We start from the raw sequence: 22,316 nt of genomic DNA, 5'->3' as shown, positions 1-22,316 counted from the left end.
GCTCACGGGGCTGACGTGATGGCCCATCGGGTGCCGACGCGCCCGAGGTGAAGATGGATGCAGTTCATACGCCAACAATCGGCGCACGGCAGGTGAATTCGGCCTACCATCGGCGGGTGGCTTTACCCGGGGGGCTTGGGAACTCGACGTCGAGGCAGCTGAGCAATCTGTCGCCCGCGTTGATCGTTCCCATTGGTGCGCTGGAGCAGCATGGGCCACACCTGCCACTCGACACCGACACCCGCATCGCCGTTGCCGTGGCTACGGCGGTTGCTGGCCGGCTGCCGGGCGACTGGACGCTCGCGCCTGCCGTGAGCTACGGCTCCAGTGGTGAGCACCAGGACTTCCCGGGCACCATCTCCATCGGTACGGCTGCGCTGCGACTTCTGCTCCTGGAATTCGGCCGGTCGGCGTGTCAGTGGGCCTCGCGCGTGGTGTTCGTCAACGGCCACGGCGGCAACGTCGCGGCGCTGCGGGAGGCGGTGGGTTTGCTGCGCGACGAAGGGCGCGATGCCGCCTGGTGCTCGTGCACCGTCCGCGGCGGCGATGCCCACGCGGGCCATACCGAAACGTCTGTATTGCTACATATTTCGCCGGAAGACGTGTGGCTCGACGAACGCGTTGCCGGAAACGGCGCGCCACTGGCCGAACTGCTGCCCCGGATGCGGGAGGGCGGCATCGCCGCGGTGAGTCCCGTCGGAGTGCTCGGCGACCCGACCACCGCCACCGCCGCCGACGGTGAGACGTTGCTGGGGGAGATGGTGAACGGCGCCGTCGCCGCCATATCCGCGTGGGCTCCGCGGCCCGACGGGATGCTGAGGTGACGGGGCCGCGCCTGCCCGACGGCTTCGCGGTACAGGTGGATCGGCGTGTCAAGGTGCTCGGTTCCGGTGCGGCGCTGCTCGGGGGTTCCCCCACACGACTGTTGCGGCTGGCCCCGGCCGCCCAGACCATGCTCCGAGGTGGCAGGCTCGAGGTGCACGATGCGCAGAGCGCCCAGCTGGCACGCACGCTCCTCGACGCCACCGTTGCGCACCCCCGGCCCGCGTCGGGCCCGTCGCATCGCGACGTCACAGTGGTGATTCCGGTGCGCGACAATGCATCCGGGGCCCAGCGGCTGGTGCGGGCGTTGCGGGGGATGCGGGTGATCGTCGTGGACGACGGCTCGGCCGTGCCGATCAGGCCGTCGGACTTCGACGCGCAGCGGTGCGAACTCCAGGTGCTGCGCCACCCCACCAGCAGGGGCCCGGCCGCCGCCCGCAACACCGGTCTGCAGGCAAGCGGTACCGACCTGGTCGCTTTCCTGGACTCCGACGTGGTGCCGCGCCGCGGATGGCTCGAGGCGCTGCTGGGGCACTTCTGCGACCCCGCCGTGGCGCTCGTCGCCCCCCGCATCGTTGCGCTGCACGAGCCAGACAACCTGGTCGCGCGCTACGAGTCGGTGCGCTCGTCGCTGGACCTCGGCCAGCGGGAGGCGCCCGTGGTGCCGTTCGGCACGGTGTCCTACGTGCCGAGCGCCGCAATCGTCTGCCGTCGGCAGACCCTGGCCGACGTCGGCGGCTTCGACGAGACGCTGCAGTCGGGCGAGGACGTCGACCTGTGCTGGCGGTTCATCGAAGCCGGTGCCCGACTGCGCTACGAGCCGATTGCCCTGGTAGGGCACGACCACCGCACCCAGCTCCGAGAGTGGTTCACCCGCAAGGCGTTCTACGGGTCGTCGGCAGCACCGCTGGCCGTTCGGCACCCGGGTAAGACGGCCCCGCTGGTGATCTCCGGGTGGACGCTGCTGGCGTGGCTGCTGCTCGCCATGGGTTCGGGCATCGGCTACCTCGCCTCCACGCTGGTGGCCGTGCTGACCGGGCGGCGCATCGCCAAGGCGCTCAGCTCGGTCGACACTGCGCCCAAGGAGGTCGCCGCAGTCACCGCCCATGGCCTCTGGGCCGCGGCGTTGCAGCTGGCGTCGGCGATCTGCAGACACTACTGGCCGCTGGCACTGGTCGCCGCCGTGCTGTTCAAACGGTGCAGGCAGGTGGTCCTGGTCGCCGCCGTGGTGGACGGTGTCGTCGACTGGGCCACCAGGCATGCCGACGCCGACGGCGACGCCCACCGCGTGGGGCTGCTGAGCTACCTGCTGCTCAAGCGTCTCGACGACATCGCCTACGGTCTCGGACTGTGGACGGGCGTCGTCCGCGAGCGTCACCTCGGCGCTCTCAAGCCGCAGATCCGGACCTGAGAATCCACGCGAGAAGGATCGACACCGTTGCACGCTGATGTGCTCGTCGTGGGCGCGGGCAGCGCAGGCTGCGTTCTGGCCGAACGACTCTCGGCCGACCCCGAATGCCGCGTGGTGGTCGTCGAATCCGGGCCCGGGCCGTCCGATCCGCGGGTCATGGCGCAGATCAGCGACGGGCTGCGACTGCCCATCGGCGACGCCAGTTCGGTGGTCCGCCGGTACCGCACGACGCTGACCGACCACCCGCCGCGCTCGACGACGATCATGCGAGGCGCCGTCGTCGGCGGCTCCGGCGCCGTCAACGGTGGCTACTTCTGCCGCGGACTGCCCGAGGACTTCGACGCCTGGCAGCTGCCCGGGTGGAGCTGGGACGACGTGCTGCCACACTTCCGTGCCATCGAGACCGACCGCGACGTCGACGGCCCGCTGCACGGCACCGATGGCCCGATGCTGATCCGCCGCGTGCACGAATTCGAAGTGGGGGCACGTGCTTTCGTCGATGCCGCGCGCGAACTCGGTTACCCCTGGCTCGAGGACCTGAACGGGTCGTCACCCGGCGCACCACTGGAGCCCGGTGTGGGAGCGGTTCCGCTCAACATCGATCGAGGTACCCGCGTGGGCCCCGGCGGCGCCTTCCTCGGTCCGGCCGCTGGCCGGCAGAACCTGCGGGTGCTCGACCGGACGGACGTCACCCGGTTGCGCATCGAGCGGGGCAGAGTCGTCGGCGCCGAGTGCCGCGGACCCGACGGGGACGTCTTGGTAACCGCCGACCGAATCGCGTTGTGCGCGGGCGCGATCGGATCGGCGCACCTGCTGATGCTCTCGGGTGTCGGTCCGGCGCGCACGCTGACCGACGCGGGAGTGCCCGTGGTGGCCGACCTCCCCGTCGGGACCAGATGCGCCGACCACCCCGAACTGGTGTTGCCCGTCGACTGGCCCGCCGCCCCAGGGCGTCCGCCGCTCGAGGCGGTGCTCGTGACCGAGGACGGTCTGGAGATCAGGCCGTACACGACGGGCTTCGGCGCGATGACGGGCGGGCCAGGCGACGACCCCGAGGATCGCCCACATCTCGGCGTGACGTTGATGCGGCCCCGGGCGCGGGGTGTCATCACCATCGTGTCCGCCGACCCCGCCGTGCCGCCGCTGATCGAGCACCGCTACGACGCGGAACCGGCCGACGTCGCCCTACTCGAGGCCGGCGCCGAGCTGGCCCACGACCTCGCGGGCACGGGATACACGGCGCGGCAATCGTTCTGGTCGACGTCGCAGCACCTGTGCGGGTCGGCACCGATGGGCCTCGACGACGACGCGGTGCTCGACCCGCAGTGCCGAGTGCGCGGCGTCGAGGGGCTCTGGGTCGTGGACGGCTCGGTGATGCCGAGCATCACCGGGCGGGGTCCGCACGCGACGATCGTCATGATCGGCCACCGCGCAGCCGAATTCGTCAGTCGCTGACCGGTTCCGGAGCGTTCCGTCGCCGCGTGAGCTGCTGCACTGCCTTGAGTTGACGGCCGTCCCGGCCTGGCGCCCAGAGTCCCACCAGCACCGCCGCGACGGTGATCACCGACGCGAGGACCAGCAGGGAGGCGTTCATCGACTCCACGAACGCCGACTGCGCGATCTCGGCCAGCCGGGCGCCGGAGGGTCCCATCTGGTCGGCGACGGCCAGCGCCTGGGCCAGTGAGTCCGTCGCGGGCGCCCGCACCTGCTCGGGCAGACCGCCGAGTCGTGACCCGATCAGGTTGCCGTACTGCGCGGCCAGGATCGAGCCGGCCACCGCGATGCCGAGGGCGGCGCCGATCTCGCGGGTCGCGTCGTTGACCGCCGAAGCGACGCCCTGCTTCTCGTCGGGTACCGCACCCATGACCGCCGACGTCGTTGGTGCGGTGCACAATCCGATGCCGGTGCTCATGACCAGCAACGGCCATGCGAGCTGCAGGTAGGGGGAGTCGATCTCGAGCAGGCGCATCGACATCAGCCCCGCGGCGATCAGGATCAGTCCCACGGTCAGGACCAGCCGCAGCCCCAACCGGGGTAGATACCAGTTGTTGGTCGCGCTGAGGATCAGGACCGGTCCGATCAGCGGGGCGATGGCGACCGCCGTCTTCAGCGCGCTGTAGCCCATCACCAGCTGGATGTACTGAATGGACACGAAGAAGAAGCCGAAGTTGGCGAAGAACAGGATCGTGATGCCGACGGCCCCGGTGGCGAAGTCCGGCCTGCCGAACAGCCGGACGTCCAGAAGCGGATGGGTCAGGCGCAGTTCGACCACGGCGAAGGCCGCGGCCAGCGCGAGGCCCGCGGCCATGCAGCCGTAGACCAGCGGGTCGGTCCATCCACGCACCGGCGCCTCGACGACGCCGAACACGAAGACCGCCACCGCGCCGCCGATCAGGGCCGCGCCGCGCCAGTCCAGCGGCGTGGCGTTCTCGTCGCGCGAGGACGAGACGGTGAGGGTCAGGACGAACAGGACGGCGGCAGCACCGGCGAAGCACCAGAAGATCGACTGCCAGGCGAAGAAGTTCAGCAGCAGCCCCGAACCCAGGAAGCCCAGCACGGCACCGGAGCCGACGACACCGGCCCAGATGCCTACTGCCTTGTTGCGCTCCGACTTCGGGTAGGCGGCGGTCAGCAGGGACAGCGTGGCGGGCATGACGAACGCCGCGCCGGCACCCGCGACCGCCCTGGCGACGATGATCTGCATTGGGCTGTCGAAGATCACCGGCGCGAACGAGGCGACGGCGAAGATCGCAAGGCCGATCTGCAGTGCGCCGCGGCGGCCGTACCGGTCTCCGACCGCACCGGCGGGCAGCAGCAGGCAAGCGAGCACCAGCGTGTAGCCGTCGACCACCCAGGTGAGTTGGGTCTGGGTGGCGGAGGTGTCGACCGCGATGTCACCGAGCGCGGTGTTGAGGGCGATCATCGACGAGACGACCAGGCTGACGTCGAGGCAGGCGACGATCAGCAGCCAGACGCGGGCCCGAGATGACATGGCGGCCATGGCGGCGTCGGTAGGCTGATCTGGCCGGGCGAGAGCGTCGACCACGCGCGACTCCCTCCGGATGGGATATTTTCAAGACATTCCGTCTTGATGCGAGACTAACAGTCTTGTTTCCCGCGTTGGAGGTGACTCAAACCGATGACCGCTGGACGCACCGACCCCAGGCCTGCTCGGTCGCGGGCCCGCTTGCTCGACGCGGCCACGGCGCTGCTGAGCGCGGGCGGCCCCACGGCCGTGACCGTGGACGCCGTCACCCGCGCATCCAACGTCGCGCGCGCCACGCTTTACCGTCACTTCCCGAGCGGGAACGATCTGGTGGCAGCGGCGTTCCACGCGCTGATCCCGCCGGCGCCCATCCCGCCCGACGAGGGCTCGCTGCGCGACCGCCTGGTGGCCATGGTGCAGGCCCAGGCCGAACTCATCGCGGAGGCGCCGGTCAGCATCGCCGCGATGTCGTGGCTGGCACTCGGCGGCGACATGGAGCAGCTGCCCTGGGGCCGCCACAAGGGATCGGCAGAGAGCCAGGAAGTGCAGACCCTGCGCGAACGGGTGGCCGAGCAGTACGCGGCACCGTTCGACGCCGTGCTCGACAGCGACGTCGCGATCGCCGCGCTGGGCGAGGTCGACCGGACCCGCGCCGCAGCGCTGCTACTGGGGCCCATCGTGCTCGGCAAGCTGAGCACGCTGCCCGACTTCGACTACCGGCAGATCGCCGAGGTTGCCGTCGACGGCTTCCTCGCCACGCACGTGATCAACCGCGAAATTACTTGAGCGAGTAGCGAATCGGCAGGTGCTTGAGCCCGCCGACGAAGGTCGTCGCACTCAGCTCGGCGGTGCCCGTCAGCTCGATCGACTCGAGTCGCGGCACCAGTTCGGTGAACAGGCTGTTCATCTCCATCCGGGCCAACGCGGCGCCGAGACAGAAGTGGACGCCGTACCCGAAGGCGACGTGCTTGTTCGGGTCACGCCCGACGTCGAAGCGGAACGGCTCGTCGAAGACGTCCTCGTCGCGGTTGCCCGAGACGTAGGCCAGATACACCGAATCACCCTTGGCGATGTCGACCCCGCGGACCGTGGTGTCCGCCGTCGCCGTGCGCATGAACTCCTTGACCGGCGTGGACCAGCGGATCATCTCCTCCACGGCGGTGCCCATCAGACCGGGGTCGGTACGGAGCCGGTCGAGTTCGGACGGGTTCTCGATCAGGGCGAGCAGGCCACCGGAGATCGCGTCCTTGGTCGTGTCGTGGCCCGCGCTCGCGACGATCACGTAGTACGAGGCGGTGTCGATCTCCGACAGCGGCTCCCCGTCGATGCGCCCGTTGGCGATGGCGGACGCGAGATCGTCAGTCGGGTGTTCCCGCCGCGCCGCGGTCAATTTCGAGAAGTAGCCGAAGAAGTCGAGCAGGACGGCCATCTGCTCCTCGGGCGTCGTGCCCCGCTTGTACTCGTCGTCGTCGCCGCCGAACATCTCCTGGGTCAACATGTGCATGCGCCCGTAGTCCTCCTCGGGCAGGCCGAGCAGCGACATGATCACGTACAGCGGGAACTGCACGGCGATGTCGGTGACGAAGTCGCAAACCGGACCGATGTCGCGCATGTGGTCGACGTAGCGCTTGGCCAGTTCGTCCACCCTGACCTTGAGGTCGCGCATGGCCTTCGGCCGGAACCAGTCGGCGCCGATCGCTCGCACCTTGCGGTGGTGCGGATCGTCCATGTGGATCAGCGTGCGCAGTCCCATGCCCGCGTCGAGCTGCGCCTTGGCGTAGTCGTCGGCGGCAGCGGTCGAGAGCAGTGGTCGCGGTTCGCTGATGAACAGCTCGTTGTCCCGCTCGATCGCCATGATGTCCGCGTGCTTCGTGATCGCCCAGAATGGCCGGTACGGCGGATTGTCAATCCAGGCAACGGGATTGTTCGCGCGCAGGTGGGTCAGCGCGGTATGTAGCCGCTCGTCGTCGGCGTATGCCTTCGGGTCCGCAAGGACCTTCGCTGCTTCGTCCATCGTGGGCGTGCTCATGTGACTCCTCGCTTGCGGGCTGCGCAGTTGACGGGTGTCAACGGAGTCTAGGTGCGCGGGCGGGCGGCCACGGCCGGTTTGCGCGGATCGACTCCGAGCGCATCAGTACGCTCGGCGATCGTGGTGTCCCTCCGGCGGTGTCGTCCGATCGCGTTGCTCGCCGTCGCGCTCCTGATCGGGGGTTGCGGGGGAGCGGGATCGTCGACGGACTCCTCCGCACTGCCACCGGATCCGGCCGTCGTGACCACCGCGCAGGGCGACGTGCGCGGTGTCGTCGCTCCCGATCACCGGTTCTTCGGTGGTCTGCCGTACGCCGCGCCGCCCGTTGGCGCGCTGCGGTGGCAACCGCCCGCACCCGCGCAGCCGTGGACCGGCCTGCGCAAGGCCACCCGCGTCGGGCCGCGCTGCATCCAGGACGTCGGCGATCCCGAGATCGGCCGCCAGACCGACGAGGACTGCCTGACGCTGAACGTGTGGACACCGCCTGCGAACCAGGACGAGCGCAAGCCGGTGATGGTGTGGATCCACGGCGGCGCGTTCATCAACGGCAGTAGTGGCATCTACGACTCGAAGTGGCTCACGACGCGCGGTGACATCGTCGTCGTCACCCTCAACTACCGGCTCGGCGCACTCGGGTTCCTCGCGCACCCCTCGCTCGGGCCCGCGGGTGCGGTCGGCAACTACGGGCTGGCCGACCAGCAGGCCGCACTGCGCTGGGTGCACGACAACATCGCCGCGTTCGGGGGCGACCCCGACAAGGTCACGATCGCGGGGGAGTCCGCGGGCGGGATGTCGGTGTGCGACCACCTCGTCGCACCCGGGTCGAAGGACCTGTTCGACGGAGCGATCATCCAGAGCGGCCCGTGCCAGGCCCAACTGGCACTGCCGGAGGCGGAGCGGATCAGCGTCGACTACGCGCGCGACGTCGGGTGCGGTGACCCGGCGACGGCCGCCGCGTGTCTGCGCGCGGTGCCCGCGAAGCAGTTGCGCGACCCCGTCGAGTACTTCCGGATCGGCGACGACGCCCTCAGCGGTCCCGTGACGGGCACGACGACCCTGCCCGTCGACCCGATGGCCGCCTTCGCCGCGGGGGACGCCGCGCGCGTGCCGCTCCTGATCGGTAGCAACCGCGACGAGTTCACCCTCTTCCTCGCGCTCGAGTACCTCCGCGGCCAGGACCTGCTGCCCGCCGAGTACCCGGGCGTGCTGGCGCAGACCTTCGGCCGCGGTGCCGACGCGGTCGCGGCCAGGTATCCGCTGGACCGCTACGGCGGCAGCGCACCGCTGGCCTACTCGGCTGCCGTCACCGACGGGGAGTTCACGTGCGTCGACCAGCGCATCACCGCCGACCTCTCCCGCGAGTCGCCGGTGTACGCCTACGAGTTCAACGACCGCAAGGCGCCCACTCCCGAGCCGTTCCGGACGTTGCCCTTCCCGGTCGGCGCGAGTCACTCACTCGAGCTGCGGTACCTCTTCGACGTCGGCGGGGCGCCGCCGCTGAACCCTGCCCAGCAGACGCTGTCAGACCAGATGATCGACTACTGGAGCGAGTTCGTCCGCACCGGAGCGCCCGGGGTCGAGGGTCTACCGGAGTGGCCCGAGGCCGGCGACGACCCCGCGCGCAGCGACCGGCTGTCGTTCGTCCCCGACGACACCCACGTCGCCGACGACTTCACCCGGGTGCACCAGTGCGACTTCTGGGCCACCCTCCAGCGCTAGCGGTGCACCGAGCCTGCTGTCAGATCGCGATCTGGCGGGAAAACGCGATCTCCCCGCAGTCTCGGCGGGGGTTGGGCCCGGCTCGGGAGCGGCCCGGTAAAGTCGCCCTGACCGCACGTTGAACGTGCTCGCATGGCTTCGCCGGGGGATTTGGACGACGCCCGGATCTGAGGCATACTGTTCGGGTTGCCTCGAGCCGGGACGGGGACCTTCGGGTCTGCCTGGTAGAGGCATGCGACCAGTGTCCTCAGGGATGCATCCGGTCCCAACCTCGAACGTGACGAAATCAGTCGCGAGCGAGTGCGCGTGAGGGCGACACACCCGACCGCGGGGGTCGGTGAACCACAGATACGTAAACAGCGGCGGCACAGCCAGCGCGCGCACCTCGGGGCAACCCGGGGGCGGCGCAACAGACCAGGCCCTGACGGGGCCCGTTAGTAGTGAGGTAGGAGAAGCGTGGCGGGACAAAAGATCCGCATCAGGCTGAAGGCCTACGACCACGAGGCCATTGACGCCTCTGCGCGCAAGATCGTCGAGACGGTCACCCGTACGGGCGCCAGTGTGGTCGGCCCGGTGCCGCTGCCGACCGAGAAGAACGTGTACTGCGTCATCCGGTCTCCCCACAAGTACAAGGATTCGCGGGAGCACTTCGAGATGCGCACCCACAAGCGTCTCATCGACATCCTCGACCCGACGCCGAAGACCGTTGACGCACTCATGCGCATCGATCTGCCGGCCAGTGTCGACGTGAACATCCAGTAGGAGAACCAGAAACCATGGCACGTAAGGGAATTCTGGGCACCAAGCTGGGCATGACTCAGGTGTTCGACGAGAACAACAAGGTCGTTCCCGTCACGGTCGTCAAGGCCGGCCCCAACGTGGTGACCCGCATCCGCACCCCCGAGCGCGACGGCTACAGCGCCGTCCAGCTCGCGTACGGCGAGATCAGCCCGCGCAAGGTGACCAAGCCGGTCACCGGTCAGTTCGCCGCGGCGGGCGTCAACCCCCGCCGTCACCTCGCCGAGTTGCGGCTCGACGACGAGGCTGCTGCGTCGGAGTACGAGGTCGGTCAGGAGCTGACCGCCGAGATCTTCGTCGACGGCGCGTTCGTCGACGTCACCGGCACCAGCAAGGGCAAGGGCTTCGCGGGCACCATGAAGCGGCACGGGTTCAAGGGTCAGGGAGCCTCCCACGGCGCCCAGGCCGTGCACCGTCGTCCCGGCTCGATCGGTGGCTGCGCCACCCCGGGTCGCGTCTTCAAGGGCACCCGGATGTCGGGCCGCATGGGCTCCGACCGGATCACCACGCAGAACCTGAAGGTCCACAAGGTCGACGCCGAGAACGGCGTCATCTTGATCAAGGGCGCCATCCCCGGCCGCAACGGCGGACTCGTCGTGGTTCGCAGCGCGATCAAACGAGGTGAAAAGTAATGGCAGCGAAGAGCATTGACGTTCGCACCCCGGACGGCAAGACCGACGGCAGCGTCGATCTGCCCGCCGAGCTGTTCGACGTCGAGCCGAACATCGCGCTGATGCATCAGGTCGTCATCGCGCAGCTGGCCGCCAAGCGGCAGGGCACGCACTCGACCAAGACGCGCGGCGAGGTCTCCGGTGGCGGCAAGAAGCCGTACCGCCAGAAGGGCACCGGCCGCGCCCGCCAGGGCTCGACGCGTGCGCCGCAGTTCACCGGCGGTGGCGTCGTGCACGGCCCGCAGCCGCGCGACTACAGCCAGCGGACCCCGAAGAAGATGATCGCCGCCGCACTGCGCGGGGCGCTCTCGGACCGGGCCCGCAACGACCGGATCCACGCGGTCACGGAGCTGATCAGCGGACAGACGCCGTCGACGAAGGCGGTGAAGACGTTCCTCGGATCGCTCACCGACCGTCGCAAGGTGCTGATCGTGATCGGCCGCAGCGACGAGATCGCCGCGAAGAGCGTGCGCAACCTGCCCGGCGTGCACGTGATCTCGCCGGACCAGCTCAACACCTACGACGTGCTCGACGCCGATGACGTCGTGTTCAGCGTCGAGGCCCTGAACGCGTACATCTCGGGCGCGAAGACCAAGAGCACAGAGGAGGTGTCTGCCTGATGGCTACCGTGACCGATCCCCGCGACATCATCCTGGCCCCGGTCATCTCGGAGAAGAGCTACGCCCTGATCGAGGACAACGTGTACACGTTCATCGTGCACCCCTCCTCGAACAAGACGCAGATCAAGATCGCGATCGAGAAGATCTTCGACGTGAAGGTCGACTCCGTGAACACTGCCAACCGGCAGGGCAAGCGCAAGCGGACCCGCACCGGCTACGGCCAGCGCAAGGCCACCAAGCGCGCCATCGTGACGCTGGCCGCCGGCAGCAAGCCGATCGATCTGTTCGGAGCACCGGCCTAATCGGCCGGGAGTTAAGGATTCACTAGACATGGCTATTCGCAAGTACAAGCCGACGACCCCCGGTCGCCGCGGTTCGAGCGTCTCCGACTTCGCCGAGATCACCCGATCGACGCCGGAGAAGTCGTTGGTCCGCCCGCTGCACGGCACCGGCGGTCGCAACGCCCACGGTCGCATCACCACCCGGCACAAGGGTGGCGGCCACAAGCGCGCCTACCGCGTCATCGACTTCCGTCGTCATGACAAGGACGGCGTCGACGCCAAGGTCGCTCACATCGAGTACGACCCCAACCGCACCGCGAACATCGCACTGCTGCACTACCTGGACGGCGAGAAGCGCTACATCATCGCGCCGCAGGGACTGAAGCAGGGCACGATCGTGGAGTCGGGCGCCAACGCCGACATCAAGCCCGGCAACAACCTGCCGTTGCGCAACATCCCCGCCGGTACCGTCATCCACGCCGTGGAGCTGCGGCCCGGTGGCGGCGCGAAGATGGGCCGCTCCGCCGGTGTCAGCATCCAGCTGCTCGGCAAGGAAGGCACCTACGCGACGCTGCGCATGCCCAGCGGTGAGATCCGCCGCGTCGACGTGCGCTGCCGCGCCACCGTCGGCGAGGTCGGCAACGCCGAGCAGGCGAACATCAACTGGGGCAAGGCCGGCCGCATGCGCTGGAAGGGCAAGCGCCCGACCGTCCGTGGTGTCGTCATGAACCCGGTCGACCACCCGCACGGTGGTGGCGAGGGCAAGACCTCCGGTGGTCGTCACCCGGTGAGCCCGTGGGGCAAGCCAGAAGGCCGCACCCGCAAGAACAAGCCGAGCGACAAGCTCATCGTCCGACGCCGGCGCACCGGCAAGAACAAGCGCTAGGCCGGGAAGGAAAGAGCTATGCCACGCAGCCTCAAGAAGGGTCCGTTCGTCGACGACCATCTGTTGAAGAAGGTCGACGTTCAGAACGACAAGAATACGAAGCAGGTCATCAAGACCTGGTCGCGTCGATCGACCATCATCCCTGACTTCATCGGTCACACCTTCGCCGTCCACGACGGTCGCAAGCACGTGCCGGTGTTCGTCACCGAGTCGATGGTCGGACACAAGCTGGGCGAGTTCGCCCCGACGCGAACGTTCAAGGGTCACATCAAGGACGACCGGAAGAGCAAGCGGCGCTAATGACCACTGCAATCACTGAATACCCGTCCGCGACGGCGAAGGCGCGCTTCGTGCGCGTCTCGGCGTCCAAGGCACGCCGGGTGATCGACCTGGTACGCGGCAAGTCCGTGTCCGACGCGCTGGACATCCTGCGGTGGGCACCGCAGGCCGCCAGCGAGCCGGTGGCCAAGGTCATCGCGAGCGCAGCTGCCAACGCGCAGAACAACGACGGACTCGACCCGTCGACGCTCGTGGTCGCCGCCGTCTACGCAGACGAGGGCCCGACCGCCAAGCGCATCCGTCCGCGTGCCCAGGGCCGCGCCTTCCGGATCCGCAAGCGCACCAGCCACATCACGGTGATCGTCGAGAGCCGCCCGTCGAGGGACCAGGGCTCGAAGGGTGCCGGATCGGCTGCCGCAGCGCGCGCACGTCGTGCGCAGGGCAGCAAGGCCAAGAGCACGCAGGGACAGGCTCCGGCCAAGGCGTCCGCCAAGAAGGCCGATACGAAGGCCGACACGACTACCGAAGCGTCTGACGCGAAGGGAGGCTCGGAGTAGTGGGCCAGAAGATCAACCCCCACGGCTTCCGGCTCGGCATCACCACCGAGTGGAAGTCCCGGTGGTACGCCGACAAGCAGTACTCGGACTACGTCAAGGAAGACGTCGCGATCCGCAAGCTGCTGGCCACGGGTCTCGAGCGCGCCGGCATCGCCGACGTCGAGATCGAGCGCACCCGTGACCGCGTCCGCGTCGACATCCACACCGCGCGTCCCGGCATCGTCATCGGTCGCCGCGGCACCGAGGCCGACCGCATCCGCACCGACCTGGAGAAGCTGACCAAGAAGCAGGTCCAGCTCAACATCCTCGAGGTGAAGAGCCCGGAGTCGGTCGCGCAGTTGGTCGCTCAAGGTGTCGCCGAGCAGCTGAGCAACCGCGTGGCGTTCCGCCGTGCGATGCGCAAGGCGATCCAGTCGGCGATGCGCCAGCCCAACGTCAAGGGCATCCGCGTGCAGTGCTCGGGCCGCCTCGGTGGCGCCGAGATGAGCCGCTCGGAGTTCTACCGCGAAGGCCGGGTGCCGCTGCACACGCTGCGCGCCGACATCGACTACGGCCTCTACGAGGCCAAGACCACGTTCGGTCGCATCGGTGTGAAGGTCTGGATCTACAAGGGCGACATCGTCGGTGGCAAGCGCGAGCTGACCGCCGCGGCACCGGCAGGCGCCGACCGTCCCCGTCGCGAGCGTCCGACGGGTGCCACCCGTCCGCGCCGCAGCGGCGCATCGGGCACGACGGCCACGAGCACCGAGGCCGGCCGCGCTGCGTCCGGTTCGGCCGGGGACGAATCGCCCGCCATCGCCGAGGCGACCGTGGGCACCGAAGCTGCCGCAGGTGCAGCCGAGAGCACTACGCAAGAGTCAGGGAGCTAGCACATGTTGATTCCCCGCAGGGTCAAGCACCGCAAGCAGCACCACCCGCAGCAGCGCGGCATCGCCAGCGGTGGCACCTCGGTGAGCTTCGGTGACTACGGCATCCAGGCCCTCGGCCATGCCTACATCACCAACCGGCAGATCGAGTCCGCTCGTATCGCCATCAACCGGCACATCAAGCGTGGCGGCAAGGTGTGGATCAACATCTTCCCGGACCGCCCGCTGACCAAGAAGCCCGCTGAGACCCGCATGGGTTCCGGCAAGGGTTCGCCGGAGTGGTGGGTCGCGAACGTCAAGCCCGGCCGCGTGCTGTTCGAGCTGAGCTACCCCGACGAGAAGGTCGCGCGCGAGGCACTCACGCGCGCCATCCACAAGTTGCCGATCAAGGCACGCATCGTTACCAGAGAGGAGCAGTTCTGATGGCAGTGGGAACTTCGCCTGGCGAACTGCGCGAGATGACCGACGACGAGCTGACCGGTCGGCTCCGGGAGTCGAAGGAAGAGCTGTTCAACCTTCGCTTTCAGATGGCCACCGGCCAGCTCTCGAACAACCGTCGGCTCCGCACGGTGCGACAGGAGATTGCGCGCGTCTACACGGTGTTGCGCGAACGTGAGCTGGGTCTGGCGTCTGGACCCGTTGGTGAGGATTCGTAATGGCAGACAACGGTAGTGAAACCAAGAGCGGTGCGAAGGGTCCGGCGTACACGCCCAAGACCGAGAAGCCCCGCAACCGTCGCAAGACCCGTATCGGCTACGTGGTGAGCGACAAGATGCAGAAGACCATCGTCGTCGAGCTGGAGGATCGCAAGAGCCACCCGCTCTACGGCAAGATCATCCGCACGACCACCAAGGTCAAGGCGCATGACGAAGACGGCGTCGCCGGCGTCGGCGACCGGGTGTCCCTGATGGAGACCCGTCCGCTGTCGGCGACCAAGCGCTGGCGCCTGGTCGAGGTCCTCGAAAGGGCCAAGTAACACACGCCTTACGCACACGCCCGGTCCGTATAACGGACCGGGCGTTTTGCGTTGCCATCCGCCCCGGGGGGATATGGTGAGGATGACTAATTGTCACGTGTGTCAAAAATTGGGGGTCATGTCCGGTGGACAAGCGCGCATACGGCATGAGCGGGGTGGTCGCCGCTGCGGGCATCGGGTTGGCTCTGGTGACCGGTCCCGGCATCAGCGCCGCGGAACCGTCGGCATCGGATGCACCCGGACCCAGTTCGTCGTCGCCGTCGGCCGGCGCGTCGAACGCCGATGCCCCGTCGTCGAATACGACGCCCTTGCAGGGCTCTTCGGCCACGGGTCCCGCGCGGGACGGTAGCGGCGCGTCCGACACCTCCGCTGACTCCGACCCGGCCACCGACTCCGAACCGGCCACCGACCCGGTGACCGATCGCGACGAGTCCGACGATCCCGCCGATCCGGAACCCGAGGTTCCGTCGGATGCGGACGGGGATGCCACGGGAGAAGTTCCGGTCGAACCCGACGGCGACGTGACCGAACCTCGGGAGCCGGAGCCCACCGGCGGCGCCGACGGCGACCACGGATCGGACACGGCCGTGTCGACACCCTCACCGGCGCAGCATCAACCCACTCCCACGAACGCCACCAACGCCCCGGTGGGCGGCTCGAATTCCGCCTCGGGCACGGACGTCGAGACCGATCGGCCGACGGAACCGGCGTCGCCATCTGTCGAGATCGTGGTGATCGCCGAACCGGCCGACCCCAGCCCGGTCTCGGAGACGACGACACCCGAAGTCGCCGTGATCGCCGCACCCGATGTGCCAGAACGGCTTTCAGCGCAACCCGCCGGCATCGTCGCGACCCTGCTGAGCACGATCGACGCCACCGGTGCGCCAGGACCCGTCGAATCGCCATCGCTGTGGGCCGTCCTGGCATGGGTACGCCGACAACTCGGCGTCGCGACCATCTCCCAGACCGGCAATCAGTCGACGACGTCGGCGACGACCTCCACCGCGCCCGTCACCACCATCAACGTAAAGGACTACGGCGCAGTCGGAGACGGGATCACCGACGACTCTGCCGCCATCAAGGCCGCGCAGGCGGCGCTGTCGTCGGGCGAGCGGCTGTACTTCCCGCAGGGGAACTACCGGTTCGCCCAACAGCAGCCCGCCGGCAACGCAGCGGTCCTGCTCAAGGGACTGTCGAACGTGACGGTCGAGTTCGCGCCCGGTGCCCGGCTCTTGATGGACAACCTGGACGCCGCCGGACACGGCACGAGCCACGGCATCCGCATCGAGGGCTCGGCGTCCCACGTGGCGATCATCAACCCCACCGTCGAGTGGGTCACCCGGCCATCCGCACGCAGCTTCGGTGACGGAATCTCGGTGCTCGGCTGGCCATCCGACTCCCCGCCGCCGGCGGGTTGGACGGGCTCGACCGGCACCGTGCAGTTCGTGTCGATCGTCAACGCTCGCGTGGTCAACGCACCGCAGACCGGAGCGGTCGTGATGGGAGCGTCCGACGTGACCGTCACGAACTTCACCGCCATCGGAACGCTGGCCGACGGGTTGCACTTCAACGCGAATCGCCGCGTCACGGTCGACGGTCTCGTCGCGCAGAACACCGGCGACGACGGTCTGGCCTTCGTGACCTATTACGACCCGACTCAGCAATGGACCTACGGACCCGGAGACGGTCCGTTCAATCAAGCCGGCCTCGGCGAATGGAACAACGGCGGTTCCGTCGCCTCCCACATCACGGTGACCGGTGGCTCCGCCAGCGGCGTCCGGGTCCAGGGTGGCTACGACATCACCATCAGTGACGTGACGGTGACCGGCAAGGACTACGGAATCCAGCTCAACTCCGCCAAGGCGGTCGGCCCGGGTGACTGGACGAGCCTCGCGTCGCGCGACATCCACTTCTCAGACGTGACGATCGACGGCGCCCAGACCGGAATCGTGCTGGCCACCAATAACATCGACGGCACTGAGGCCTCCATGTGGTGGGACTTCGGAGGCTCGTCGTTTACCGACGTCGTCATCCGCGGTTCGAAGAACTGGTCGCTCGCCGTCGAGACCCCCGCGGTGACGACGAGCAAGTTCGCCGGCATCACGCTGCGCAACGTCTACGCCGAGAGCCTGGCCGCCAGCGGACCGACCGTCGGCGGCAACGGCGGAATCCTGCTGGCCTCGCTGCGCGACTCGGTGATCGACGGCGTACGACTCGTCGCCGACCACCCGAGTGACGTCATCGTCACGGGCGCTGGCGCGATCCGCGGGGCGCTCGACGTCGCCGGCCTCCCGTCGGCGAACCTGACGATCGACGACCTGGTGCTCGAGGGTCCCGGACGGATCCTCGTCCAGGACATCGCCGGAGTGACGTTCGGCAACGTGTCGTCCAGCGGTGCGGACGGCAGCGCCGTCGTGCTGTACCGGGTCAAGGACGCCTCCTTCGAGAACATCACGGCGTATCTGCCAGGACGCGGCACCGGGTCGGGCTACGGCGTACAGATCCTGCAGGTCTACGACCTCGACATCGCGAACATCACGGTGACGATGGACGACCACGTCGGGACGTCATGGTGGGCAGTGGAACTCGGCGGCGGCAACCCGGATCAGGACGTCGCAGGCCAAGGTGTCCGCATCGAGAACGTCACGTACGTCAGCGGTCGCGACGACGTGGACTCCGACATCGTCGTCCAGGGCGGCCCCTACGGGCCCGTCGACTGGTACATCAATGCTCAGTGGCGCCACGAAGGCGAGGCCACGCCGCAGTGGCGATCAGCGACGTACGGCGACACCACCCCGCTCTGACACGCGCTCTGCACCCGCTACTTCTGCACCCCGGTCTCGTGATGCCCGCGCTCGGTGTTCACCCGCCACGGGTCGACTTCGGCTCCGAAGTACCGGTCGACGCTGTGCATCGCGCTCAGCATCGCGTGGTCCTGATTGTCGTAGCGATGCATGCCATTTCGGCCGATCGGGTGCAGCGTCGGATGGCTCTGTCGGAGGTAGTCGCGAATGCGAGCGACGTTCCGTTCGCGCGTGGGATCGTAGACCGGATAGGCGAACCGCGACCGGACGATCATCAGGTGGTCGATCACCGGGTCGTCGAAGCCGAGTGCACGCAGGTCCTGCTCGACGATTGCGCCCAAGCCCGCGTCGCTCGCCACCCACGTGTCTTCGTCGGGCAGGGTGAAGTACTCGAGGCCGAGGTAGCTGCCCTTCCAATCGTGCGGGGCGAGCGCACGGGACCAGTGCCCGTAGTTCTGGATTCGTCCGACCCGGAACTCACTGCCGGGGGTGTAGACCCAGTTGTAGGGCATGTCGTACTGCTGGCGCAACGCAACGGCCACCGTGATGACCGCGCGATGGCGCAGGGCCGCCGCGACCGCACGGATGTGCCTGGGCGGCGCCGGGTCCAGCGTCTCGACCAGCAACCGCAGCGGCATACTCGAGAACACGGCGTCCCCGGAGACGGTCTGGCCGTCGTGTAGCTCCAACGTCCAGCCCCGGCCGTCGTACCGCACGGCGCAGACCTGGGAATGGAGATTGGGAATGGTGCCCGACTCTGCGAGCCTCGCCGCCGCTGCCTCCCACAGTTGGCCGGGACCGAACCGGGGGTAGCGAAACACGTCCTGCTCAGCCGGATCGTCCGCCCGGGGTGTGCGCCAGGTAATCGGCTTGATGCGCTGGTTCGCCCAATCGCTGGCGATCTCCGCGGGATCGGCCAGCCAGGTCTTCCGCACGTAGCCGTCGAAGAACTTCCGATACCAGTGTCGGCCGAACTCGTGGGTGCCCCACTCGCGGAAGCTGGCCGTGCCGGGGGTCGGGACGTCATGCCAGAGCCGGGACCACAGCAGGCTGCCTGCGCCGCGCATTCCCTTCGCGATGCCCATCTGCGTCAACAGATCACGCCCGACGAGCGGGTACCGGACGAAGTGACCGTCGACGAGCATGGCCGAGCGCCGGGGCACCGAGATCCACTCGTCGGGCGGGAGTAGCGACTTCCAGAGGTCGAGGATCTCCTCGCTCTGGGTGAAGAACCGGTGACCTCCGGGGTCGATGCGCCATTCTCCGTCGGTCGGCGTGCGGGCCAGACCGCCGACGTGGTTCGTCGCCTCGAAGATTCGCGGTGTGGCTCCCCGTTCGACCAGCTTCAGGGCAGCGGTGAGCCCGGCCGGACCCGCGCCGACGATCAACGGGTTTCCGTTCGACACCACGGTGACTACCGACCCCGGAGTTGGGGCAGGCGTCGGTAGTCGGCGACGATGTCGTCGATGCGGCTACCCGTGAGGTCGTTCAAGGGCGTCGTCAAGAAGATCAGTTGCGCGTACTGACTCTGGAACGGCAGGAACCCGCTCAGCAGTGGCTCCGGAGTCGTTCGGATGACCAGGTCGACCGCGCCGATCTCGAAGGCAGCCGAGATGTCACATCCGTCGCGCTCCGCCCGACGCTGAGCGGCGCGCAGTTCGTCGGCTGCGTCATAGGCGGCGAGCACGTTGATCCGGAAGTCCTCGCCGGTCATCGCGGCCTCGACATGTTCTGCCGCTGCGACGTACTCGGCAGGCAGTGCCGTGCGATCGCCGTGCAACCGCACGCTGCACGCGGAGCCGTCGAAGTGCTGGGGGACCAACGTATTGAGGAAGTGCAGCGACGCCGAGTACACCGCATCGAGTTCGTCGTCGCGGCGCCCCAGGTTCGCCCGACTGAGGTTGTACACCGATACCGTCGCAACGTCGTTGCGCTGCAACGCCAGCAGGATCTCGACGACCTTCTCCGCACCGCGCAGGTACGCCTCGGACAGCGATGTCCCACGGGTCTGCGCCCACCGCCGGAGTCCGTCGGGGATCACGCCTACGTGTGCGGGGTGAGCGGAGATGCTCAGTCCTCCGCACTGCGGAGCACTGCCAGGACAGTGAGGACGAGGATCTTGAAGTCGAGGTTCAGCGACCAGTTCTCGATGTAGTAGTTGTCGAACTCGGCGCGGTCGGCGATCGACGTCTGCCCCCGTAGTCCGTGCACCTGAGCCCAACCGGTGATGCCCGCCTTCACCCGGTGGCGATCGCCGTAGCGTCGCACCTGCATCTCGAACAGCTCCACGTACTCGGGCCGTTCGGGACGCGGGCCGACCAGGCTCATGTCACCGCGCAGGACGTTGACGAGTTGCGGCAATTCGTCCAGTGAGGTCTTGCGCATGATCTTGCCGATCCGCGTGCGCCGGTCGACCCCCTCGACCCCGCCGGGCGCGGCGCCAGCCGCCAACTCGAAGTCGTCCTTGGCCGGGTCGAGGGGACGCATGCTGCGGAACTTCAAGCAGCCGAAGACCTTGCCGTCACGGCCGATCCGGTCCTGGCTGAAGAAGATCGGCCCCGGCGAACTGAGCTTGACGAGCAGCGCCAACCCGAGGAACACCGGTGAGATGAGGAGCAGGCCGAGGCCGGCAGCCGTCCGGTCGCACGCGTGCTTGACCGCGAACTGCCAACCCCTCGGGTCGACCCGGCAGAGGACCATCAGCGGTACGCCGCCCAAGTGCTCGACCCAGGCGCCCCCGCTGACGGCGTCCATCACCCTGGGCACCACCCGAACCCGCATGCCGAGGTTCTGCGCCTCGTGCGCGGTCCGCGCGAGGCGCTCGTCGGACACCGTCGAGGGCGCCAGGATGAGTTCGGCGGCGCCGGTTGCGCGAGCGGCGATCTCGAGGTTGTCGATGGTGCCGAAGTACGGCACGTCGAACCCGTCCGCTTCGGTCGGCCGGGAATCGTCGAGTAGGCCGACGGGATGCAGTCCGTAGTCGGGCACCTGACGCATCCGTGTGACGAGCTGGTGGGTGATCGGGCCCGAGCCCACGATCAGCGCAGGCGATCCGAAGCGGTACCTCCGCCGCAGGTATCGCTGCGCCAGGGACCTGATGAGCCGAACTCCAGGTATGAGAATTGCTGCGCACAACCAGATTCGCACCATCACGTCGCTGGGACGGACGTACTCGCCGATGACTTGCCCCGGCGTGAACGGCGGCACCAGCAGCAGCATGATCGTCAAGGTCGCCAGCGTGGCGACGGCCACCGACGTCTCGACCGGTTCGAAGTCGTCGAGGAAGCGATGGTCGAGGCGTCGCCGGTACATCGAGCGCGTGCCGAGGATGACGACGACCACCGGCACGAATATCCACGAGTACAGGGCGATGTTGCGGTCACCGACGGGGCCGGGGGTCAACCACTGTGCCAGCAAAACCGCCCACACCGCCGCCCAGACGTCGAGCGCCACCGTCAGGGCACCGTAGCCGGACTCGGATCGAAGGCGTTCGAGGAAGCGGTGCGGGGTAGGGGCGTCGCGGCCGGACGGCGGACGCACGGCGTTCGTCGGCAGCGTGACGCGCTGCCGACTCGGCCCCGAACGGGCCTTCGCCTTCACGTCCATTTGCATGCAGCACATCCCCCGCCGACTCCGAGGTAACCAACCTTAGGGGCGCCGAGCCGACTCCGCAGAGTAATTAGCGGCTGGGTCAAGAAATTTGTTCAGCATCGTAAAAGAGTGCCATCGTCCGCGATAGCTGGACGGCAGTGGTCAGCGGGCGGAATCGGACGTGGCGCCGAAGATGCGTTCGGTCGCCAGCGCCGCAAGGTCGCTCAGCACTTGGACGTGCCCCGTGCCCCACAAGCGTGGCTTGGTGTCGAATACGCACAGCGTGCCGATGGCATTTCCATCGCCATCGATGAGCGGAATGCCCAGGTAGGCCACCAGGGTCCCATCGCGGACGGCAGGGTGGTTCTTGAACACCGGGTCCGCCCGCGCGTCCTCGAGAACCAGGGGTGCGCGGTTTGCTACGGCGTATTGGCACATCGACCGGCTGAGCGGCGTCTGCCTTTCCTGCGGAGACGTGATCTTCATGCCCGCTGCGCTCTTGAAGAACTGACGATCGGAATCGACCAGCGACACCAGGGCGAAGGGCGCGTCGAGTGCATCGGCTGCGGCGCGGGTGATCCGGTCGTAGATCTCCTCAGGCGGCGAATCCAACAGTCCGGTGGCATACAGGGCGCGCAGCCGGCTCGGGTCGGTTATCGAGGCGGTTACGCTCGGCATGGCGGATTCGGCAAAGACGCCGGCGTTGGAGAGGTGGGTCAGCAAATCGTCGATGACCGGGCTGTCGACGCGTCGCTGGTCGGCGATCATGCGCGACGCCACGGCGCGGACGACGTACTGATCGACGTCCTCGCCGGCCTCCCGAGCCCGTTCAGCGAGCAGCGAGTTGAGCCAATCGTCGAAAGCCTCGAGCCCGCCGGTCACTCGCTCACGGTAACCGAACATCGGTGATCTGGTGTACTGCTAAGCATTTACCACTTCCGCGTGAGCAGGCACGTGGTACCGATGCGGTGCAGATTATCGACAGCACCGTAATCTTTGGTCGTCCGATCGACGAAGGAG

At 68.1% G+C, this 22,316-nt stretch carries 23 protein-coding genes; 17 read left to right on the top strand and 6 right to left on the bottom strand.

Going from position 1 to position 22,316, the window contains the following annotated elements; all coding sequences use genetic code 11:
* Window positions 1-92: 92 nt before the first annotated feature.
* From mftE to mftG, 3 genes are read left to right on the top strand one after another with little or no spacing between them, the layout of a single operon-like run.
* Complete coding sequence (mftE, locus tag G6N61_RS13430; protein ID WP_163918974.1) at window positions 93-824, top strand: mycofactocin biosynthesis peptidyl-dipeptidase MftE; 732 nt, start codon at window positions 93-95, stop codon at window positions 822-824.
* A complete protein-coding gene (gene mftF, locus G6N61_RS13425; RefSeq protein WP_163918973.1) occupies window positions 821-2,233 on the top strand; it encodes a mycofactocin biosynthesis glycosyltransferase MftF in 1,413 nt (470 codons plus the stop codon). The genes mftE and mftF overlap by 4 nt, the downstream gene beginning before the upstream one ends.
* 27 nt (window positions 2,234-2,260) lie before the next feature.
* On the top strand, window positions 2,261-3,688 hold the full coding sequence (gene mftG / locus G6N61_RS13420; protein WP_163918972.1) for a mycofactocin dehydrogenase MftG: 1,428 nt from the start codon (window positions 2,261-2,263) through the stop codon (window positions 3,686-3,688).
* Here the strand turns inward: mftG and G6N61_RS13415 are convergent.
* The gene (locus G6N61_RS13415; RefSeq protein WP_163918971.1) at window positions 3,678-5,279 is read right to left on the bottom strand and encodes an MFS transporter; all 1,602 of its coding nucleotides are present in this window, start codon (window positions 5,277-5,279) and stop codon (window positions 3,678-3,680) included. The two genes, mftG and G6N61_RS13415, sit on opposite strands and share 11 nt — an antisense overlap.
* 93 nt (window positions 5,280-5,372) lie before the next feature.
* On the opposite strand from G6N61_RS13415, the gene G6N61_RS13410 reads away from it, so the two are divergent.
* The gene (locus tag G6N61_RS13410) at window positions 5,373-6,005 is read left to right on the top strand and encodes a TetR/AcrR family transcriptional regulator (RefSeq protein ID WP_163918970.1); all 633 of its coding nucleotides are present in this window, start codon (window positions 5,373-5,375) and stop codon (window positions 6,003-6,005) included.
* Here G6N61_RS13410 and G6N61_RS13405 read toward each other — a convergent pair.
* Window positions 5,998-7,248 carry a cytochrome P450 gene (locus G6N61_RS13405; RefSeq protein ID WP_163918969.1) on the bottom strand — a complete coding sequence of 417 codons (1,251 nt, stop codon included), beginning with the start codon at window positions 7,246-7,248 and terminating at the stop codon, window positions 5,998-6,000. The genes G6N61_RS13410 and G6N61_RS13405 overlap by 8 nt on opposite strands.
* A 117-nt stretch (window positions 7,249-7,365) precedes the next feature.
* Here G6N61_RS13405 and G6N61_RS13400 point away from each other — a divergent pair, with 117 nt between their 5' ends.
* The 13 genes from G6N61_RS13400 to G6N61_RS13340 all read left to right on the top strand — a co-directional run bounded on the left by G6N61_RS13400 (window position 7,366) and on the right by G6N61_RS13340 (window position 17,705).
* Window positions 7,366-8,967: a carboxylesterase/lipase family protein gene (locus G6N61_RS13400; protein WP_407666487.1), complete on the top strand. Its 1,602-nt coding sequence runs from the start codon at window positions 7,366-7,368 to the stop codon at window positions 8,965-8,967.
* A 456-nt stretch (window positions 8,968-9,423) separates the two neighbouring features.
* Window positions 9,424-9,729, top strand: a complete 306-nt coding sequence (gene rpsJ / locus G6N61_RS13395) for a 30S ribosomal protein S10 (protein ID WP_003883485.1) — start codon at window positions 9,424-9,426, stop codon at window positions 9,727-9,729.
* A gap of 14 nt (window positions 9,730-9,743) precedes the next feature.
* Window positions 9,744-10,397: a 50S ribosomal protein L3 gene (gene rplC / locus G6N61_RS13390; RefSeq protein ID WP_163918968.1), complete on the top strand. Its 654-nt coding sequence runs from the start codon at window positions 9,744-9,746 to the stop codon at window positions 10,395-10,397.
* Complete coding sequence (gene rplD, locus G6N61_RS13385) at window positions 10,397-11,056, top strand: 50S ribosomal protein L4 (RefSeq protein WP_163918967.1); 660 nt, start codon at window positions 10,397-10,399, stop codon at window positions 11,054-11,056. The genes rplC and rplD overlap by 1 nt, the downstream gene beginning before the upstream one ends.
* A complete protein-coding gene (rplW, locus tag G6N61_RS13380) occupies window positions 11,056-11,358 on the top strand; it encodes a 50S ribosomal protein L23 (RefSeq protein WP_163918966.1) in 303 nt (100 codons plus the stop codon). Before rplD ends, rplW begins: the two co-directional genes overlap by 1 nt.
* 28 nt (window positions 11,359-11,386) lie before the next feature.
* Window positions 11,387-12,223: a 50S ribosomal protein L2 gene (gene rplB, locus G6N61_RS13375; protein WP_163918965.1), complete on the top strand. Its 837-nt coding sequence runs from the start codon at window positions 11,387-11,389 to the stop codon at window positions 12,221-12,223.
* 18 nt (window positions 12,224-12,241) lie between these two features.
* Window positions 12,242-12,523 carry a 30S ribosomal protein S19 gene (gene rpsS, locus G6N61_RS13370; RefSeq protein ID WP_163797122.1) on the top strand — a complete coding sequence of 94 codons (282 nt, stop codon included), beginning with the start codon at window positions 12,242-12,244 and terminating at the stop codon, window positions 12,521-12,523.
* Entirely contained in the window at window positions 12,523-13,059 is a 537-nt protein-coding gene (rplV, locus tag G6N61_RS13365; RefSeq protein WP_163918964.1) for a 50S ribosomal protein L22, read from the top strand. Before rpsS ends, rplV begins: the two co-directional genes overlap by 1 nt.
* Window positions 13,059-13,928, top strand: a complete 870-nt coding sequence (gene rpsC, locus G6N61_RS13360) for a 30S ribosomal protein S3 (protein WP_163918963.1) — start codon at window positions 13,059-13,061, stop codon at window positions 13,926-13,928. The genes rplV and rpsC overlap by 1 nt, the downstream gene beginning before the upstream one ends.
* A 3-nt stretch (window positions 13,929-13,931) precedes the next feature.
* Window positions 13,932-14,348, top strand: coding sequence for a 50S ribosomal protein L16 (rplP, locus tag G6N61_RS13355; RefSeq protein WP_163918962.1), 417 nt, complete (start codon window positions 13,932-13,934; stop codon window positions 14,346-14,348).
* On the top strand, window positions 14,348-14,581 hold the full coding sequence (gene rpmC / locus G6N61_RS13350) for a 50S ribosomal protein L29 (protein WP_163918961.1): 234 nt from the start codon (window positions 14,348-14,350) through the stop codon (window positions 14,579-14,581). The genes rplP and rpmC overlap by 1 nt, the downstream gene beginning before the upstream one ends.
* Entirely contained in the window at window positions 14,581-14,901 is a 321-nt protein-coding gene (gene rpsQ, locus G6N61_RS13345) for a 30S ribosomal protein S17 (protein WP_163918960.1), read from the top strand. Before rpmC ends, rpsQ begins: the two co-directional genes overlap by 1 nt.
* 125 nt (window positions 14,902-15,026) lie before the next feature.
* Window positions 15,027-17,705, top strand: a complete 2,679-nt coding sequence (locus G6N61_RS13340) for a glycosyl hydrolase family 28-related protein (protein WP_235887526.1) — start codon at window positions 15,027-15,029, stop codon at window positions 17,703-17,705.
* A gap of 17 nt (window positions 17,706-17,722) precedes the next feature.
* Here G6N61_RS13340 and G6N61_RS13335 read toward each other — a convergent pair whose 3' ends face one another.
* The 4 genes from G6N61_RS13335 to G6N61_RS13320 form a co-directional block, all read right to left on the bottom strand.
* Window positions 17,723-19,114, bottom strand: coding sequence for an NAD(P)/FAD-dependent oxidoreductase (locus G6N61_RS13335; protein WP_163918959.1), 1,392 nt, complete (start codon window positions 19,112-19,114; stop codon window positions 17,723-17,725).
* 5 nt (window positions 19,115-19,119) lie between these two features.
* Window positions 19,120-19,746 carry an undecaprenyl diphosphate synthase family protein gene (locus G6N61_RS13330; RefSeq protein WP_235887525.1) on the bottom strand — a complete coding sequence of 209 codons (627 nt, stop codon included), beginning with the start codon at window positions 19,744-19,746 and terminating at the stop codon, window positions 19,120-19,122.
* A gap of 29 nt (window positions 19,747-19,775) precedes the next feature.
* Window positions 19,776-21,317: a sugar transferase gene (locus G6N61_RS13325; protein ID WP_163918958.1), complete on the bottom strand. Its 1,542-nt coding sequence runs from the start codon at window positions 21,315-21,317 to the stop codon at window positions 19,776-19,778.
* Between the two features lie 141 nt (window positions 21,318-21,458).
* Complete coding sequence (locus tag G6N61_RS13320) at window positions 21,459-22,178, bottom strand: GAF domain-containing protein (protein WP_235887524.1); 720 nt, start codon at window positions 22,176-22,178, stop codon at window positions 21,459-21,461.
* Window positions 22,179-22,316: the final 138 nt, after the last annotated feature.

The sequence above is a fragment of the Mycolicibacterium arabiense genome, assembly GCF_010731815.2.
Taxonomy (GTDB): domain Bacteria; phylum Actinomycetota; class Actinomycetes; order Mycobacteriales; family Mycobacteriaceae; genus Mycobacterium; species Mycobacterium arabiense.
Note: the sequence above shows the minus strand (reverse complement) of the source record. Positions and strands in the feature narration are given on the sequence as shown.

Excerpts from the sequence above, each read along its gene's own strand:
- G6N61_RS13410 (WP_163918970.1), top strand. The coding sequence starts at position 5,373 with ATGACCGCTGGACGCACCGACCCCAGGCCTGCTCGGTCGCGGGCCCGC.
- G6N61_RS13405 (WP_163918969.1), bottom strand. The coding sequence starts at position 7,248 with ATGAGCACGCCCACGATGGACGAAGCAGCGAAGGTCCTTGCGGACCCG.
- rplC (WP_163918968.1), top strand. The coding sequence starts at position 9,744 with ATGGCACGTAAGGGAATTCTGGGCACCAAGCTGGGCATGACTCAGGTG.
- rplD (WP_163918967.1), top strand. The coding sequence starts at position 10,397 with ATGGCAGCGAAGAGCATTGACGTTCGCACCCCGGACGGCAAGACCGAC.
- rplW (WP_163918966.1), top strand. The coding sequence starts at position 11,056 with ATGGCTACCGTGACCGATCCCCGCGACATCATCCTGGCCCCGGTCATC.
- rplB (WP_163918965.1), top strand. The coding sequence starts at position 11,387 with ATGGCTATTCGCAAGTACAAGCCGACGACCCCCGGTCGCCGCGGTTCG.
- rpsS (WP_163797122.1), top strand. The coding sequence starts at position 12,242 with ATGCCACGCAGCCTCAAGAAGGGTCCGTTCGTCGACGACCATCTGTTG.
- rplV (WP_163918964.1), top strand. The coding sequence starts at position 12,523 with ATGACCACTGCAATCACTGAATACCCGTCCGCGACGGCGAAGGCGCGC.
- rplP (WP_163918962.1), top strand. The coding sequence starts at position 13,932 with ATGTTGATTCCCCGCAGGGTCAAGCACCGCAAGCAGCACCACCCGCAG.
- rpmC (WP_163918961.1), top strand. The coding sequence starts at position 14,348 with ATGGCAGTGGGAACTTCGCCTGGCGAACTGCGCGAGATGACCGACGAC.
- rpsQ (WP_163918960.1), top strand. The coding sequence starts at position 14,581 with ATGGCAGACAACGGTAGTGAAACCAAGAGCGGTGCGAAGGGTCCGGCG.
- G6N61_RS13325 (WP_163918958.1), bottom strand. The coding sequence starts at position 21,317 with ATGCAAATGGACGTGAAGGCGAAGGCCCGTTCGGGGCCGAGTCGGCAG.